General features: G+C 62.8%; 15 protein-coding genes. 7 read left to right on the plus strand and 8 right to left on the minus strand.

From position 1 onward, the window contains the following. Positions 1-94: 94 nt before the first annotated feature. A complete protein-coding gene (locus L0G76_RS08735; RefSeq protein WP_304356909.1) occupies positions 95-640 on the plus strand; it encodes a hypothetical protein in 546 nt (181 codons plus the stop codon). A 78-nt stretch (positions 641-718) separates the two neighbouring features. Here the strand turns inward: L0G76_RS08735 and L0G76_RS08740 are convergent, their stop codons facing one another. Then, positions 719-964 (minus strand): hypothetical protein, encoded by a 246-nt coding sequence (locus tag L0G76_RS08740; RefSeq protein ID WP_304356910.1) that lies wholly within the window; start codon positions 962-964, stop codon positions 719-721. A gap of 440 nt (positions 965-1,404) precedes the next feature. Then, positions 1,405-2,622: an integrase gene (locus L0G76_RS08745; protein WP_304356911.1), complete on the minus strand. Its 1,218-nt coding sequence runs from the start codon at positions 2,620-2,622 to the stop codon at positions 1,405-1,407. A gap of 127 nt (positions 2,623-2,749) precedes the next feature. On the opposite strand from L0G76_RS08745, the gene L0G76_RS08750 reads away from it, so the two are divergent. From L0G76_RS08750 to L0G76_RS08760, 3 genes are all read left to right on the plus strand, one after another. Further along, a complete protein-coding gene (locus tag L0G76_RS08750) occupies positions 2,750-3,817 on the plus strand; it encodes a helix-turn-helix transcriptional regulator (protein WP_304356912.1) in 1,068 nt (355 codons plus the stop codon). Between the two features lie 314 nt (positions 3,818-4,131). Further along, the gene (locus L0G76_RS08755; protein ID WP_304356913.1) at positions 4,132-4,806 is read left to right on the plus strand and encodes a hypothetical protein; all 675 of its coding nucleotides are present in this window, start codon (positions 4,132-4,134) and stop codon (positions 4,804-4,806) included. Positions 4,807-4,819: 13 nt separating this feature from the next. Further along, positions 4,820-5,299: a hypothetical protein gene (locus tag L0G76_RS08760; RefSeq protein ID WP_304356914.1), complete on the plus strand. Its 480-nt coding sequence runs from the start codon at positions 4,820-4,822 to the stop codon at positions 5,297-5,299. 33 nt (positions 5,300-5,332) lie between these two features. Here the strand turns inward: L0G76_RS08760 and L0G76_RS08765 are convergent, their stop codons facing one another. Further along, positions 5,333-5,776: an NUDIX hydrolase gene (locus L0G76_RS08765; RefSeq protein WP_304356915.1), complete on the minus strand. Its 444-nt coding sequence runs from the start codon at positions 5,774-5,776 to the stop codon at positions 5,333-5,335. Positions 5,777-5,826: 50 nt separating this feature from the next. Further along, positions 5,827-6,453, minus strand: coding sequence for a DNA-3-methyladenine glycosylase I (locus L0G76_RS08770; protein ID WP_304356916.1), 627 nt, complete (start codon positions 6,451-6,453; stop codon positions 5,827-5,829). Positions 6,454-6,543: 90 nt separating this feature from the next. Here L0G76_RS08770 and L0G76_RS08775 point away from each other — a divergent pair, with 90 nt between their 5' ends. Further along, complete coding sequence (locus L0G76_RS08775; protein WP_304356917.1) at positions 6,544-7,428, plus strand: aspartate dehydrogenase domain-containing protein; 885 nt, start codon at positions 6,544-6,546, stop codon at positions 7,426-7,428. An 86-nt stretch (positions 7,429-7,514) separates the two neighbouring features. Here the strand turns inward: L0G76_RS08775 and betT are convergent, their stop codons facing one another. The 3 genes from betT to L0G76_RS08790 all read right to left on the minus strand — a co-directional run bounded on the left by betT (position 7,515) and on the right by L0G76_RS08790 (position 12,671). Then, positions 7,515-9,584 (minus strand): choline BCCT transporter BetT, encoded by a 2,070-nt coding sequence (gene betT / locus L0G76_RS08780; protein WP_304356918.1) that lies wholly within the window; start codon positions 9,582-9,584, stop codon positions 7,515-7,517. Positions 9,585-9,784: 200 nt separating this feature from the next. Further along, positions 9,785-11,164 carry a short-chain fatty acid transporter gene (locus L0G76_RS08785; protein ID WP_304356919.1) on the minus strand — a complete coding sequence of 460 codons (1,380 nt, stop codon included), beginning with the start codon at positions 11,162-11,164 and terminating at the stop codon, positions 9,785-9,787. A 127-nt stretch (positions 11,165-11,291) separates the two neighbouring features. Beyond that, on the minus strand, positions 11,292-12,671 hold the full coding sequence (locus L0G76_RS08790; protein WP_304356920.1) for an NAD-dependent succinate-semialdehyde dehydrogenase: 1,380 nt from the start codon (positions 12,669-12,671) through the stop codon (positions 11,292-11,294). Positions 12,672-12,848: 177 nt separating this feature from the next. Between L0G76_RS08790 and L0G76_RS08795 the strand changes: the two genes are divergently transcribed. Then, positions 12,849-13,202 carry a nuclear transport factor 2 family protein gene (locus tag L0G76_RS08795; protein ID WP_304356921.1) on the plus strand — a complete coding sequence of 118 codons (354 nt, stop codon included), beginning with the start codon at positions 12,849-12,851 and terminating at the stop codon, positions 13,200-13,202. A 42-nt stretch (positions 13,203-13,244) separates the two neighbouring features. Here the strand turns inward: L0G76_RS08795 and L0G76_RS08800 are convergent, their stop codons facing one another. Continuing rightward, positions 13,245-14,180, minus strand: coding sequence for a 3-hydroxyacyl-CoA dehydrogenase NAD-binding domain-containing protein (locus L0G76_RS08800; protein WP_304356922.1), 936 nt, complete (start codon positions 14,178-14,180; stop codon positions 13,245-13,247). Between the two features lie 85 nt (positions 14,181-14,265). Here L0G76_RS08800 and L0G76_RS08805 point away from each other — a divergent pair, with 85 nt between their 5' ends. Beyond that, complete coding sequence (locus tag L0G76_RS08805) at positions 14,266-15,129, plus strand: hypothetical protein (protein ID WP_304356923.1); 864 nt, start codon at positions 14,266-14,268, stop codon at positions 15,127-15,129. The last annotated feature ends 95 nt before the right edge of the window (positions 15,130-15,224 follow it).

Consider the following 15,224-nt stretch of genomic DNA (forward strand, 5'->3'; position numbering starts at 1 on the left):
GGGCCGGGAACGAGGTCTGGAGACTGGAGCACTGCGGGAAACAGCGTCGTCGGAAGTTCATCACCAGGTCGATGCCCGTCTGTACAATCACGTCATGACCTCCATCACAGAAACTGATTCCAGCGGCGTCATCGACACGGCCTTCGTGCTGCGATTCGAGCCTCAGTACACAGTCACTGAGACCGAGGCTGAGATCTTCGATTCCATCGGACCGAAGGTCGTCAAACGTGAGTCCTACAAGCGCAAGCACTTCCTCAAAGTTGCCGAGTGGAAATCCGTCGCTACACGGGCGACCTTCGAAGGCCTCGACGCCGATGACATCGAATATGTGAGCGCGGTGGCTCTGGACGAGGACACACCGAATCGCCTGCGGATGCCGTTCCTCACGGTGCTCCCCGGTGTCGGCAGGCCGTTGGCCAGCACTCTGCTCACGGTGTTCAACCCGAAGAAGTTCTCCATCATGGACTCCCGCGCCACAGGTGTCCTGCACGAGTTCGACCTGATCGAATCGACCAACCCGAATCAGACGGACTATCAGGCCTATCGGAAATTGGTGAAGTCACTGGCGAAGGGCGCGAACTGCACACCGCTCGACCTGTATCGGGCGCTCATCGCCTACTCGCGGACGCCCAACGACTGACACCAGTCCATGGTGAATTGACACGAACCGCGTTGAACTGTCACGAATCGCGTTGAGGAGCGTGCCTCACCTCAGTGCTTACCGTCGATGCGCCTGAGCCCCACGCGTCCGTCCCCAGTCGGCCAATTGCCACATGCGCGACACTGCACGGGCGATCAGGTACAGCACCAACAGGGGCCAGACGGGGACGAAGAATCCCATCCGTGCAGCATCTCTGCGATCGCGCCACGATCGTCCGTAATCGGCCTTCGACAGCAGCAGGATGATGATGAACACGGCCACCCCCGCATAGGCGATCATCGAAATGGCAACGGTTTGGATCATGAGCCGTCTCGCAGACTGCACCGCAACGGCCGTTCGCTCACTCTCACCTGTCGATCACTTCCATCAGTGCACACAATTTCTCAGCCATCTCTCAAGGCGCTCATCTACAACCCGGTTCTTCCGGAACTCGAGGATGGCCTGGCTGCACACCGACCCCCTCGGCGATGGTGGTCGTCTCCAACCCCGGTGAATCCCTGCCGGAGCGCCATCCCGCTGCCATACGGGCGAGCCTCGGACTCGGGGCAACACATATCGTTGTGTCATGTTTCAGAAGGTTCGTCGGATCACAATCGATCTTCACTGTACCTGGAAGTTACACGATTGTAACCCCCAAAATGCGAGTCTTATCAAAGACGCGAGCGGGGGTGGTTTCTCGGCAGGGCTTCCTGCTACAATTGGAGCTTTTGCCATGGGCGCGGCCGCTCGCAGCGGTGGCGCCATCACCGCATCGGTCGAGTGAGTTCCTGCAGCCGCTTCTGCCAGTGACCGATCTCTGCCGTGAGCCTCGCGGGGTTGAGGCTGTTGCGGTAGGTGATCAGCTCGGCCTCCTGAACCGGCGACATCACGCCCGCCCCACTGAGACGGTCCAACGGCGTGGCGGGTTCGTCGTAGATCCGCTTGCGATGGCCGGCCGAGTCCCTGACCCAGGCGATCGGCTTCCGCGTCGGAGTGAAGAAGTTCAGACGGTCGTTGACCACCCTCCACAGATGGTTGAGTGCCTGGCGCGCATCCTCGGTGTCGTAGCGATTGACGAATCCGTACTCATGGACGAGGTGCTGATGCCTCGATGCCTCCGGAAGTCGGTCGCGCTGGTGATCTTTGACCACGGGGCTGTAGTGGATGTCGAGCTCTCTCGCCCATGAGCCGGCGAAACCATGGACACCATGGCACGCATTGACCAGTTCGACGGCATTGACCCAGAAGGGAATGCCTGTGATCTCATCGAGTGACCATTGCAGAAGATCGACGACTTGCTCAGGGGTGTTGTCCGCAATGCTGCGAGTGAATACCCAGCCGGTGTGCACGCACGTCGCATTGAGCGTGAATACATAGTCCCCGTCCAAGGTCGAGCCGGGGTGGGCAACGGTATCGGCGACGAAGAAACCCGGCTCGGCCTCGTTCTCCCCTCCCGCGAAGTCGAGGAAGTCCGCGCTGGGCGCATGCGAGCGTCGTGTCGAGACATTGCGGATCGCGAAGTCACAGGATCGGGCATACCGCAGGTACCTGTCGATCGAGGCCGCACTGACGGACAACAGCTCCTCTTTCACCGACGGACTGTATCCGTCGCGTCCGGCCGTCAGGGAGCCGTGTCGTTCCAAAGAATCGAGCAGCAGAGGCATGGCGGCGGCCAGGTATTTTCCACTCTGTCGCCCGGACCAGTCCCAGACTCGTTCCAATGAGGCTCTGGCCTCCTCGGAGTATTTGCCCTCTCTGTGGCACCGGCGGTCAGGCTCGGATGGCGGGGATTCCCGCCGTCGGGCCAACTGAGCAAGAAGCCTGCGGACATGGTCGCGTGACCACCCTGTCATCACGACGATCTCGTCGAGGATCCACCCCTTGTCTTTCTTTCGGGCAGATGTGTAGAGATCAAGATAAACGTTGACGATCGTCCCGTGTTGTCTCCTCGAATCACTCGCAGGAGATAATTGCGTACACATGAATTTCGCTGTTCCTCCACTTGCGTCACGGATGTGCTGCTGCCGGCAGATCATTACGAATTCATCATTCGAATGCTATTGTCTGATTAGGCAGGAGGTCTTCCTAAACCGACGAAGACAACAGAAAATGTCACAGACAGCAGGACGTCTGCTCGGATTACTGTCATTGCTGATGGTCCCCCGGACCTGGTCAGGCACGGAACTGGCGGAGCGTCTCAACGTCAGCTCACGCACGGTTCGCAATGACATCGGCACACTCCGCGATCTCGGCTACCCCGTCGAGGGGACTCGCGGCGGTGAGGGCGGCTATCGGCTGGGATCCGGCGGTTCGGCTGTGCCGCCGCTGCTGCTCAATCCCGACGAGGCGGTCGCTGTCGCCGTGGGGCTGCACTCGGGACTCAGCTGCATCATCGGCGGAATGGAAGAGACTTCGGCGCAGGCCCTGGCAAAGCTCGAACAGATTCTGCCCGCCGGCGTGCGCAACCGCGTGAAGAACTTGGCCCATTTCACGGTCCCGATGGCCGGCAACCATCCGATGCCGATCGTCGACCCGAACCTGCTGACTCTGATCATCGAATACTGTCACGGTCACCAGCGGTTCAGATTCTCCTACCGTGCCGAGGCCGAGTCACCTCCAGATCACGGAGGCGCGCCTCCGGAACCGAGGAGCGCGCCCTCAGATCAAGGACACAGCGGAGAGTTCGAGGTGGAGCCCTATCGTCTGGTCAATCATCAGCATCGCTGGTACCTCCTGACCTTCGATCCTGCGGAGGACACTTGGGCGATCTTCCGGGTCGAACACATCGTCGCCAAACTGCCCGGCGGTCGACGCTTCGAACCCCGGGAACTTCCCGCCAAGGACATCGGTGCCTACGTCGAGCGCAATGTCTCGGCCAGCAGATGGAATTGCACAGCGACAGTCACCGTGCAGGCTGCAGCATCCGAGGTCGTGAAGATGCTGATGCCCGCCGAGGGCACCGTCGAGGCTCTCGACGAGCTGCGCTCAACCGTGGTGATCGGTGCGGAGTGCGTTCGCACCATGGCGTTGACGCTGGCCAGGCTCGATGTCGAGTTCACAGTCGAGGACTCGCCCGAACTCAACGCGGAAATCCGCGCACTGTCGGAGCGGCTGCTGCGTGCGACACCACCGTCGGGACCGACGGCGACTTCACCGGAGTCGGCCACCTCCCTATAACGTGGCGCGCCCAGCCCGGTCCAATGCCTGACGATCCTCACGTGCCCTGCCTGCGAAAACTCCGGTGCCACCTGTCATTTCGCGGGCATGACACGTGAGTCTCATCCTTTCCTTGTCTCCGGCAAACGTCGAACTGTAGCTTTCTAAGAAATCATTGGAATAACGCAGCGATTATTCCGCGAATTCATTGTGGTCGAATTCCACCACACTTGAATTTTCCCGAGGCAAAGATCCCTTTCAACACCTGCGGACGAAATCATCAGAACCCATTGTCATCTGCAGTTTCGCATTCAACAGTCGTTTGGAGAAGACATATGCGCCCATCGAAATGGCGGAACCCCGTGGCCGTGACAGCCTCCGCCTGCATTCTGGGAACCAGCCTGCAGACCGGCCCTGCTCTGGCCCACGAATACGCTCACGGCCTGCCGACGGTCGTCGACGTCAGTCCACGGGCCGTAGCCACCACCGATTTCATCACCGACAACGACGCGGTGACTCTCACAGCCACAGGCTTCCTCCCAGGTGAGGAGGTGCGACTCGACATCGCTTCGACGCCGTCGGGAATCGAAGCCATCCACGACCGGAAACGGGCTCGACCCGATGGGACAGTGACGTTTCGAATCGGCGGCTCACCCGGCAGACCGACCAACGCCTACGCGGGCGGCTACCAGGCTGAAATCACTTCGAAGCAGAGCATGGCCGAGGGGTACCTGAGCGAATCATTCTCGGTTCTGCCCGTCATCCCCGCCGACAACACACATACCGGCTCCGAAACCGGCGGAGCCCATACCGGTGCGGGCACGGACGGGGCCACTCCCCCGATCGGACGCATCGGCCCTCGAGCGAGCAACGGGCTTCACATCCCGCCGGGCCCGGGATTCTCAGTCATCGGGGTCGGTCTGAGCATGCTTGCTCTCATCTTCACATCGGCGGCGACCGCCGTCGTGGCCCGGAGGTCACAAAAATCGATGACTCACGACCGACCATAAGGACGGACAGCACATGACTCTGCCCGAGCAGATGATCCGGGTCGAACTTCTCAACTCACGGATCACGCGAATCAACGCCCTGTACGCCCACTTCTACGGACCACTGTGCCTGCTGGCCATCTCCCTGACTTTCTTCCCCTACTACGAGCCCAAACCGCACAGCTCGATCAACTACGGAAACCTGTGGCAGGAGGTATTTCGGCTCGGACCCAGCTTCGACCTGATGGCGCTGGTGATCCTTCTCCTGACAGCACTGCTGCTGGCTGTCGCCGCGGTGGGAAAACTGTCGACGAGTGGTCTCATCGCGATCCTGGTGGGAGCGACCGTCGTCGGTTCCACGCTGCTGCAGTCCCCCGGATACGTCGACCCTCCGCCCTACACGGACTTCGGCGTCTTCGACATCGTCCTCAGTTTCCTCACCGCCGGCCTGGCACTGGGCCATGCCGTCCACCTGTTCGTCCTCGAGCTGGCATTCCAGCGCCGAGGCGTCTGAGGGTCACCGCGTGTCACCACGTGAGCAGGCGCGTCACTGCGCGAGCAGGCCCCGTTCCGCCAGCGCCGGAACAACCTGTAGACGAGTCAGTGGGGCAAACTGACGCTCCGCGTCGTCTGCCGGCATCGGTGCGTAGGGAAACCACGCGGCCTCAGCAATCTCGGCCTGATGGTTGATCCGATCGACGTCGAGTTCAGCAGGCAGGCCCTCATAGCAGAACACGTCCCCGATCACCGTGTGCTCGGCTTCATTGGCCGCATCTGCGGCAAAGGTTCCCAGCGGTGAGAGGTGACCGATATCGAGGGTGAGGCCGAGCTCTTCGCTGATCTCCCGGATGATCGTCGCCTCGGCGCTCTCACCGGCTTCAGGCTTGCCGCCGGGGAGCATGAACGACGTCGTGCCCTCTTTGCGCACCATGAGCAGAAGGGGTTCGAGAGGGTGCAGCAGGACGAGTGCACTGACTCGGATATCGTTCATTCCAGCCTTTCATCAGGATCATCGATCATTGGTTCAGACCTCTGCCGGGATCAGTCGTTCCAGACTCCGGACGCGCCTCGGCGATGGGATCCGAGGACGTGCGTGTCAACCATACCGACCGCTTCCATCAGCGCGTACATGGTGGTCGGTCCGACGAATCGGAACCCCTTCTTCTTCAGCGCCTTCGACAGCGCCAGAGACTCAGGACTCGTCGTGGGCACCTCACTCAGACTGCGAGGACGTGGTGTGGTCTCCGGTTGGAAGCTCCAGACGAAATCGGCGAGGCCCCCTTCATCGCGCATCGCCAGTGTGGCGCGGGCATTTCCGATGCAGGCTTCGATCTTTCCGCGATGCCGGATGATTCCCGCATCGGCGAGCAGGCCTTCGATTTCGGACTCGCCGAACCCGGCAACCGCCTCAGCGTCGAAATGCGCGAAGACCTCCCGGAAGCGCTCGCGCTTCTTCAGGATCGTCAGCCACGACAGCCCGGCTTGGAAGCCTTCGAGGCTCAGCCGCTCGAACATCCCGGACTCGTCCCGCACGGGCATTCCCCATTCGGTGTCGTAGTAGCTGCGCAGCAGCGGATCACCGTATGACCACGGAGATCGGGCGAGTCCGTCGTCACCCACCATGGCACCGTCAGTGGCTGTGCAATCGTCGACGTTCGTCTCTGTCATCGGTGTCTCTCCCCTGCTTCGCTCATCCACACCGTTACGGTACCCCGGCGCACTGACACTGCAATGTCCGTCGATGTGTACCCTGATGTCATGAGGCCGGAGCGCGAAGTGAAATCGGTGCTGATGATCGGATTCGGGGCGATCGGGCGACATGTCGCGCGCCTGTTGCATCCGGAGATCTCGAGTGGCCGGGTGACGCTGACCGCGCTGGTCCGCAACCTCGACAAGCATGCCGAGCATCGGGATCTGGGAGCCGATCTCATCCAGATCGAGAGCCCCGAGGACCCGCGCTGGGCTGAGCTTCGGGCCGATGCCGTCGTCGAATGTGCCGGGGTCCCAGCGGCCAGGAGCTATGGACCGGCCGTGGTGGCTGCCGGAATTCCGTTCGTCCTCACCAGCGTCGGAGCCCTTGCCGATCGCCCGACCAGGCAGTCACTCCTGGCCGGGCCGGGTGATCTTCACGTCACGAATGGGGCGATCGGTGGCCTCGACGTCCTCGAGGCCGCCGCTCAGGCCCAGGCTCTTGAGACGGTCTCCATCACGACGGCGAAGGCGCCCAGCGGCCTGATCCAACCGTGGATGCCCGCCGAGGAGGTCCGCCGTCTCGAGAGTCTGACCCCCGAAGATGGTCCGCTGACCATCTTCACCGGCACCCCCGCCGAGGCGATCGTGAAGTTTCCCGCCAACGTCAACATCACCGTGGCGCTGGCCTGGGCGACGCGTGGGCTCGGATTCGAGGCGAGCGCGGACGACGAACTCATGGATGCGGCTCTGCATCGGACACGAGTGGAGATCCGCGCAGACCCGCGTCAGGAGGATTCGCACCATGAGATCACCGCCACCGGGCCGGCAGGAGATTTCGCGTTCTCCATCTCGTCCACGCCGAGCCCGGAGAACCCGGCCACCAGCGGTCTCACCGCGCTGTCGGTCACGCGCACGCTGCGGGCGTGCTTGGAGGGCCTCGGACGAGGCTGAGCCCGGCGCCTGCCCTCAGGGAGGGCAGGCACCGGGCTCAGTGTGGCCGAGGTCTGACTCAGACTGACATCAGTCGCCGTGTCTCGTCAGTCGTCGTGGTTGGCGATGTTCTCCTGCAGCTGCAGGAACTCCACGTGGCGGCCGTACTTGTCGAGGACATCGTCGATGAGCTGTTCCTTCGAGTAGCCCATGATGTCGTAGCCCTGTCCGGCACCACCGTCGAGGTAGACCTCCATGCGGTAGTAGTCCTCTGTCCCGCGCGGCACGTGTCCGCCGAAGGAGGGCACACTGACCTTGTGCGGCCAGATCTGATACCGGAAGGGATATTGTCCCTCGCCGTCGACCTCGAGCTGGATGAGCTCGCCGTCATCAACGAACTGCCCCTCCGTGTCGATGCGACCGCAGCGGGCCGCGACCCCTCGTTCAGTCAGTTCCGCCGCGACTTCTTCCAACGTGGGAGTGAGGACTTCGCGTTCGAAGTCGCGGGCCTTGTTGCCGCTGGGGAAGGACAGGACCCGACTCAGCTGACGCTGCCAGGGCTCATGCCCGTCGCCTGTGCGTGAGCGCCTGGCCAGCGAGCCCGGCAGGCTCTGGTCGACGCTGTCGACCCGGTTCGCTTCGACCCGCAGCGCCTTGTAGAGCCCGATCATCACGAGGATGACGACGAAGGCGAAGGGCAGCCCCATGACGACGGTCGCGTTCTGCAGTGCCCCGACGCCGCCGACGATGAGCATGGCAATGGTCAGTCCACCGGTGGCAATGGCCCAGAAGATGCGCAGCCCCGGACGCCCGTCGTCCTGCGGCGTCGGCAGACGCGAGGAGAGGTTGGCCATGACGAGTGCGGCGGAGTCTGCAGTGGTGACGTAGAACAGCAGGGCTGTGATCGTCGCGAGTGCGGCGATGATGACGAATCCCGGGTAGTTCGAGAGCAGCTCGTAGAACCCGCCCTCCGGGTTGAGCATCGTCTTCTCGCCGAATTCCTTGTCACCGTTGCGGATGAGGTCGAGGGCAGAGTTTCCGTAGATCGAGATCCACATGAAGATGTAGATGAACGGAATCGTCAGAGTCCCGAGCACGAACTGTCGGATTGTGCGTCCACGCGAAATGCGGGCGAGGAAGAGTCCGACGAATGAGGCGAAGGCGATCCACCAGGCCCAGAAGAACAGGGTCCAGTCGGTCATCCATGTGCCGGTGTCCTCGAAGGCGAAGGTCTGACCCGCCATGTCCGGGAACATTCTGATGAAGTCGAAGACGTTGAGGACGAAGGCGTTGAGGAGGAACTGGGTGTTGCCCGCGATGAGGACCCAGAGGCTCAGTGCGACTGCGAGGAAGACGTTGAGGATCGAGAGGAACTTGATGCCTTTGTCCACGCCTGACACAGCTGAGAGCGTCGCCACGATGATGCCGACGACGACGATGCTGATCTGTGAGCCCACACCGATAGGGATGCCGAAGACTTGGTTGAGGCCGGTGTTGACCATGACCACGCCGATGCCCAATGAGGTGGCCACACCGAAGACGGTGCCCAGCAGCGCAGCGATGTCGACCGTGTCGCCTAAAGCCCCGTGGACGCGTTTGCCGAAGATCGGGGCAAGCGCAGAGCGGATCGCCAATGGCATGTTCATCCGATAGGCGAAGTAGGCCAGGGCGATGCCCATGAGGGCATAGAGTCCCCAACCGCTGAGACCGTAGTGGAACAGTGTCCAGACCGTGGCTTCACGCGCCGCGTCAACGGTTTCCGGCTGAGTGCTCGGCGGTGCCAGGTACTGAGTGACGGGCTCGGAGACGGCGAAGAACATGAGGTCGGTGCTGATACCGGCGGCGAAGAGCATGGATGCCCAAGCGAGCAGGCCGAACTCCGGCTTGGAATGCTCGGGGCCGAGCTTGGTGTTTCCGTACTTCGAGGCCGCGAGATAGATGACGAAGATGAGGACCGCGGCGACGAGGAGGACGTAGAACCAGCCGAACCAGTCCGAGGTCCAGCCGACGACGGCACCGAGGACCCCCTCGGCGTTGGTAGGGGCGATGAGTGCCCAGATGGTGATGGCCAGGGTACCCAGTGCTGCTGCGATGAAGACCGGCTTATTCACCGGAGGCAGCACAGCCTTCGCCCCCTTCTTCGACTTCTCCGCGGGTTTGTCCACTGCGGCTGACATCAGCTTGCTCCTTCATAGGACGAAATCTCGCCCGAATTGACTTGCTACTTCTGCATTCCGGCCGATTTCACACCGGCTCACTGCACACCCACCTGTTTCGCACAGGTTTCATCGGATGCGACCAACCATGCAGGCTACCATACCGTAGCCGCCGGCAACCGAACCGAGCGTCGAGTGGATACGCGGCAATCGGCCCAGCCTCACAGGGAGACGAAGAACAACGCGGCGACCATGACCACGCCAGAGCCGAGGAAGGTCACCGAGGTGTAGCCGAGGATGTCACGCATCTTCAGACCCGCGATGGCCAGGACCGGCAACGCCCAGAATGGCTGCAGCATATTCGTCCACTGATCACCATAGGAGACCGCCATGATCGCGACCGACGGGTCAACGCCCAACTGGTTGGCGGCATCGAGCATGATCGGGCCCTGGACTGCGAACTGTCCGCCGCCCGAGGGGACGAAGAAGTTGACGATTCCGGCCGAGAGCAGAGCGAGGATGCCGAAGGTCGTCGGATTCGCGACCGAGACGAGAGCGTCGGAGAACACGGCGATCAGACCGGTCCCGGACATGATGCCCAGGATTCCCGCGTACAGAGGGAATTGGAGCAGGATCTCACCGACGTTGGACGCGGCTCCCTTGGTCAAATGGATGAGCTCGAAGGGGTTCTTCACCAACAGGAAGATCAGCGCGAGGAACGACCAGTTGACGATGTCGAGGGTCAGCCCTCCACCCTGGGCGAAGTGGACGGCGAGGTAGATCACGAGCGCGAGCCCGATGATGAGCGTGAGGATCCGAGAGGCATCGATGCGGTCGGCCGGAGTGACGACCTCTTCGTCGAAGGCTGCCCGCGATTCGGAAGTGACTGAGTCGGACAGTTCGTAGACAGGCGCGTCCTTCTTCGGCGCCACGAGGAAGAACAGGAGCGCACAGACGACGATGACTGCGAGGATGGCGAGGAGATTCCAGGTCGAGAAGATGGTCTCACTGACAGGAATGACCTCCCCACCCAGGGATTCGGCGAGGAACGAATCGGGGGTCGCCGCAGTCAGGGGCCCCGAACCCGAATACCCCATGTGCCAGACGACCATCCCCGAATAGCCGGCGGCCACGAGGAGGGGGAAGTGGACCTTGTACCCGCGGTCGCGGGCCTGAACGGCGATCTCGCGAGCCAGGAGAGCGCCGACGACGAGGCCGAGGCCCCAGGTGATGAGACAGGCGAGGGCGGCGACGACGAATACGAAGACGTAGGCGAAGGCCGGACTGCCGGGGACCCTGGCCAACCGGGTCAGCAGCTTCTGCACCGGGCCGGTGTTGGCGAGGATGTGACCGAGCAGCAGAATGAGGGCCATCTGGGTCATGAATTCGAGGAGTCCGGCCAGCCCTTCACCCCAGCTGGTGACTAAGTCGACCGGGCCGGCCCCGGTGAGAATGAATGCCAGGACAGCGACGATGAGCGTGAGAACGATGGCGAACGTCAGCGCTGACGGAATCCACTGTTCGAGGAAACGATTGACCGGACGCATGAACCCCTTTGAGGCCGCGACGTTGACCTGGGTCGACGGCTTCTGTGCCGACATGAGAACCTCCTGCTGAGAAAAGACTGTATAGGACCTCAGCATACAATCAGGGTGCTGACCGCCGGTGCGGTCAACACCCTGAGAGTCGAAAGCGGCTCAGGCGACGCAGTGCGCCGAAACCTCAGGTTCAGTTCTTCTTGAACACCATCTGCTTGTTGACGAACTCGTCCATGGCCAGCGGTCCCAGCTCACGGCCGACGCCGGAGCGCTTGACTCCGCCGAAGGGCAGGTACTCACGCGTGCCTTCGGGCGCATTGAGGAAGACCATGCCGGAGTCGATCTGGGAACCGACGCGCTCTGCGCGCTCGACGTCGTTGGAGAACACGGCGGCGCCGAGTCCGAATGGGGTGTCATTGGCCATCTCGACGGCCTCTTCCTCGCTGCTGACCCGGTAGACGATGACGGCGGGGCCGAAGAGCTCTTCGTAGTAGCCGCGCATGCCCTTCTCCACATCGGCCAGGACGACCGGTTCGACATAGGCGCCGCCACCGTCGTAGCGCTTGCCTCCGGCGAGCAGAGTGGCACCGTCCTTGACGGTGTCCTGGACCTGCTCGATGAATCGATCAGCGGCCGCGACCGACGACAGCGGTGACAGGCGGGAGCCTTCATCACCGGGGGCTTCGGGTGTGAACTTCTTCGCAGCCTCGGTGATCGAGGACAAGAACTCGTCGTAGACGTCGTCCATGACGATCATGCGCTTGGGTGAGTTGCAGGCCTGTCCGGTGTTGCCCATGCGAGTCTTGAAGAAAGTGCTCGCGCTCTTCGCCACGTCAGGGGTGTCGAGGAGGATGTAAGGGTCGGATCCGCCGAGCTCGAGGACGACCTTCTTGAGGTTCTTGCCCGCCTCGGCGGCCACGGCCGAGCCCGCACGTTCGGAACCGGTCAGCGAGACGCCGTGGTTGCGCGGGTCGGGCAGGATGAGGTCTGCGACCTGCTCGTTGCTCGCATAGATGTTGATGTAGGCGCCCTCGGGCAGTCCGGCCTCGATGAAGATCTCTTCCATGATCTGGGCCGAGCGGGGGCACTGCGGGGCGTGCTTGAGCAGGATCGTGTTGCCCAATGCCAGGTTGGGTGCTGCGAAGCGTGCGACCTGGTAGTAGGGGAAGTTCCAGGGCATGATGCCCAGCAGTGATCCGACCGGCTTGCGGCGGATCATCGCCGTGCCGTCCTCGGGTCCGCGCAGGGGCTCATCGGCCATGAATGCCTCGGCATTGTCGGCGAAGTAGCGGTAGATGGCCGAGCTCAGTCCGACCTCGCCCTTGCCTTCGGGAACGGCCTTGCCCATCTCCTGCTGAATGACACCAGCGAGTTCCTCGGCACGTTCTGCATAGATCTCGGAGACGCGGGTGAGGATCGCGGCGCGATCGGCCACGGAAGTCTGGCTCCATTCGGTGAACGCGGTCGCGGATCGATCCAGTGCGGCCAAGATCTCCGAGTCGGTGGCAGTGGCGAATTCCTCGGCCACCTCGCCGGTTGCCGGGTTGGTCACGCGATACATGGTGGACATGTCGAGCCTCATTTCTGCTGGGGTTGTTGACCTCGATCCAACGACGCGGAACCACGTATTCGGCACCCGTCGACGCATGGATTCAACTCCCACGCTATGGCTCAATCACCTCGGCGGCAATTCTTCGTCCCACCCATTGAACACAGAGCCGAATGTGATCGCTGTTACTGTGTTGCCATGAACAGTGTGACTGAACTCGTGAAGCGCTATTACTCCACCGTCGATGCCGGGGACCCGGGTGCCACCTCGGCGCTGTTCGCCGCCGACGGACATTATGATCGGCCCGGCTATCCGACCATGGTCGGGGGTCAGATCACCGATTTCTATCACGGTGAGCGCGTCATCGAGTCGGGTGCGCATTCGCTGACGGAGATCCTCGTCGACGGCGACCGCGCCTCCAGCCGCGGGGTCTTCACCGGCCGGCTCAAGGACGGCACCGACGCCTCCGTGGGCTTCGCCGATTTCTTCCTCTTCGACACCGAAGGCCTCATCACTGAACGCACCACGTACTTCTACCAAGCGGCCGTCTGAGGTACCAAGCGGCCGTCTGAGGCGAAGATCGGGTCGGGCACCTCACTCCTCTGAGTGTGTGCTGTCCTGACCACGCGATTCGAGCACAGCACGCTGGGCACGGTCCCGCGCCTCGGCGCCGGCGGCACTCGGGCTCTGACCGTAGGCCTGCTCGACCTGGGCATAGACCTCGGCCATCCCGGCATCGCTGAGGTCGAGAGGGAGTTCTCCGATCTCAGCGAACGAGGTTCCGATGTGGTGCATGAAACCGCGGATCCCCTTCTCTCCCCCGCCGAGGTGCATCGCCTCGAACTGGCCCACTGCCGACCAGCGCAGGCCCAGGGAATTCTTCATCACCGCGTCGAGGTCGGGGGCCGAGATGACCCCGTTCTCCACCAACGAGATCGCCTCCTTCATCAGCGCATTCTGCAGGCGGTTGCCGACGAACCCGCGAACTTCACGATTCAGCGCCACGGGTTCACGGCCGCAGCTGCGGTAGAACTCAAGCGCCCGCTCCACCGTTTCAGGGCTGGTGGCCGGGGCCGGAACCACCTCGACGAGAGGCATCAGGTGGGGCGGGTTGAAGGGATGGCCGACGATGACGCGTGCTGCGGCCTGCACCGGCAGCTGTCGTGCGATCAATGACGCGGGGTTGGTCGACGAGGAGGTCGCAAGGACCGCGTCCGGCGGAGCTGCGGCAGCGATCTGAGCGAACAGCTTCGGCTTCGCCTGCGGATCCTCCGGCCCCGATTCCTGCACGAAGGAGGCCTGGGCCACCGCAGTCTCGACGGACTCGGCGAGGGTGAGGGAGCCGAGTTCGGAGGCCAGCATGTTGTGGGCGGCAGCGTCGGCACTGACGTCGGCCTGCAACTCGGAGACCACCTCGGCGAGGTCGTCTCTGGGGTCGAAGACCTGCACCGAATACCCCGATCGGGCGAACAGCCAGGCGAAGGAACGGCCGATCGTCCCGGCCCCGATGACAGCAACGCAGAAGCTCATATCCTTAAGGCTATACCTCCACCGGCCCCTCAGATATGCACGTTTCGCCACGTGCAGATGGGCACTTCGGTGGCACAATGTCACCATGACACCGCGCGAAGGATTGACCACAGTGGACTCGGAGATCATCGCCCTGGCCGAGGACGAGTACGCGGCAGCGGCCGAGGCGGCTCGGATCGAAGTGCGCGAGATCCACACCGCCGCCGAGGCTGCCGAAGCCGCGCTTCTGCTCGACGAGGTCTGGAGTGTCGACGAGACGGGCACCAATGTGCTCGAACCCGGACTCATCGTCGCCTTCGCTCATGCGGGAAACTATGTGTCGGCGGCCTACAGCCTCGACGAGCCCGACGAGATGATCGGCGTGACGATCGGCTTCTTCGGACAGCCCTTGGGCACGCTCATGCATTCGCACATTGCCGGGGTGCGGCACGAGGTCATCGGCCGCGGAGCAGGATCTGCGATGAAGCTGCACCAGCGTCTGTGGTGCCTCAACCTGGGCATCACGGAGATGACCTGGACCTTCGATCCGCTGGTGGCGCGCAATGCGTACTTCAACTTCCAACGCCTGGGTGTGGGCATGGTCGAATACCTCGAGGATTTCTACGGGCAGATGCGCGATGGCGTCAATGCGGGCCAGGCCAGCGACCGTATGGTCGTGTCCTGGCCGCTCGACAAGCCGGCCAGGTCCACCCTCGCCGAGGCGGACGACGCCTTCGAATGCCTGCGCAGTGACGACACCGGCGAGCCCGTGGTCGCCGAGGTGCCCAAGGAAGCCAAGATGGTCTCCCTCGACATCCCCTCCGACATCGAGGCGCTGCGCGGCCAGGATGCCGAGCTCGCCTCACGGTGGCGGATGGCCCTGCGCGATTCGCTGACCGCACTGGTCGCCGACGGCTGGGTCCTCGACACCTGCCTCAAAGGCGGCACATACCTGCTGCACCATCCCTGAGGTCGACAGCGCCAACGCTGAGCGGTGCCGGAATCACTCGTGAGGAAGCCATGCCGGGAGCCAGCGCACGCAGTGCCGGGAGCCAGCGGTGCCGG

The sequence above is a fragment of the Brevibacterium picturae genome, assembly GCF_030453725.1.
GTDB lineage: Bacteria > Actinomycetota > Actinomycetes > Actinomycetales > Brevibacteriaceae > Brevibacterium > Brevibacterium sandarakinum_A.

Excerpts from the sequence above, each read along its gene's own strand:
- L0G76_RS08745 (WP_304356911.1), bottom strand. The coding sequence starts at position 2,622 with ATGTGTACGCAATTATCTCCTGCGAGTGATTCGAGGAGACAACACGGG.
- L0G76_RS08755 (WP_304356913.1), top strand. The coding sequence starts at position 4,132 with ATGCGCCCATCGAAATGGCGGAACCCCGTGGCCGTGACAGCCTCCGCC.
- L0G76_RS08750 (WP_304356912.1), top strand. The coding sequence starts at position 2,750 with ATGTCACAGACAGCAGGACGTCTGCTCGGATTACTGTCATTGCTGATG.
- L0G76_RS08770 (WP_304356916.1), bottom strand. The coding sequence starts at position 6,453 with ATGACAGAGACGAACGTCGACGATTGCACAGCCACTGACGGTGCCATG.
- L0G76_RS08740 (WP_304356910.1), bottom strand. The coding sequence starts at position 964 with ATGATCCAAACCGTTGCCATTTCGATGATCGCCTATGCGGGGGTGGCC.
- L0G76_RS08775 (WP_304356917.1), top strand. The coding sequence starts at position 6,544 with ATGAGGCCGGAGCGCGAAGTGAAATCGGTGCTGATGATCGGATTCGGG.
- L0G76_RS08795 (WP_304356921.1), top strand. The coding sequence starts at position 12,849 with ATGAACAGTGTGACTGAACTCGTGAAGCGCTATTACTCCACCGTCGAT.
- L0G76_RS08790 (WP_304356920.1), bottom strand. The coding sequence starts at position 12,671 with ATGTCCACCATGTATCGCGTGACCAACCCGGCAACCGGCGAGGTGGCC.
- L0G76_RS08735 (WP_304356909.1), top strand. The coding sequence starts at position 95 with ATGACCTCCATCACAGAAACTGATTCCAGCGGCGTCATCGACACGGCC.
- L0G76_RS08785 (WP_304356919.1), bottom strand. The coding sequence starts at position 11,164 with ATGTCGGCACAGAAGCCGTCGACCCAGGTCAACGTCGCGGCCTCAAAG.
- betT (WP_304356918.1), bottom strand. The coding sequence starts at position 9,584 with ATGTCAGCCGCAGTGGACAAACCCGCGGAGAAGTCGAAGAAGGGGGCG.
- L0G76_RS08760 (WP_304356914.1), top strand. The coding sequence starts at position 4,820 with ATGACTCTGCCCGAGCAGATGATCCGGGTCGAACTTCTCAACTCACGG.
- L0G76_RS08805 (WP_304356923.1), top strand. The coding sequence starts at position 14,266 with ATGACACCGCGCGAAGGATTGACCACAGTGGACTCGGAGATCATCGCC.
- L0G76_RS08765 (WP_304356915.1), bottom strand. The coding sequence starts at position 5,776 with ATGAACGATATCCGAGTCAGTGCACTCGTCCTGCTGCACCCTCTCGAA.
- L0G76_RS08800 (WP_304356922.1), bottom strand. The coding sequence starts at position 14,180 with ATGAGCTTCTGCGTTGCTGTCATCGGGGCCGGGACGATCGGCCGTTCC.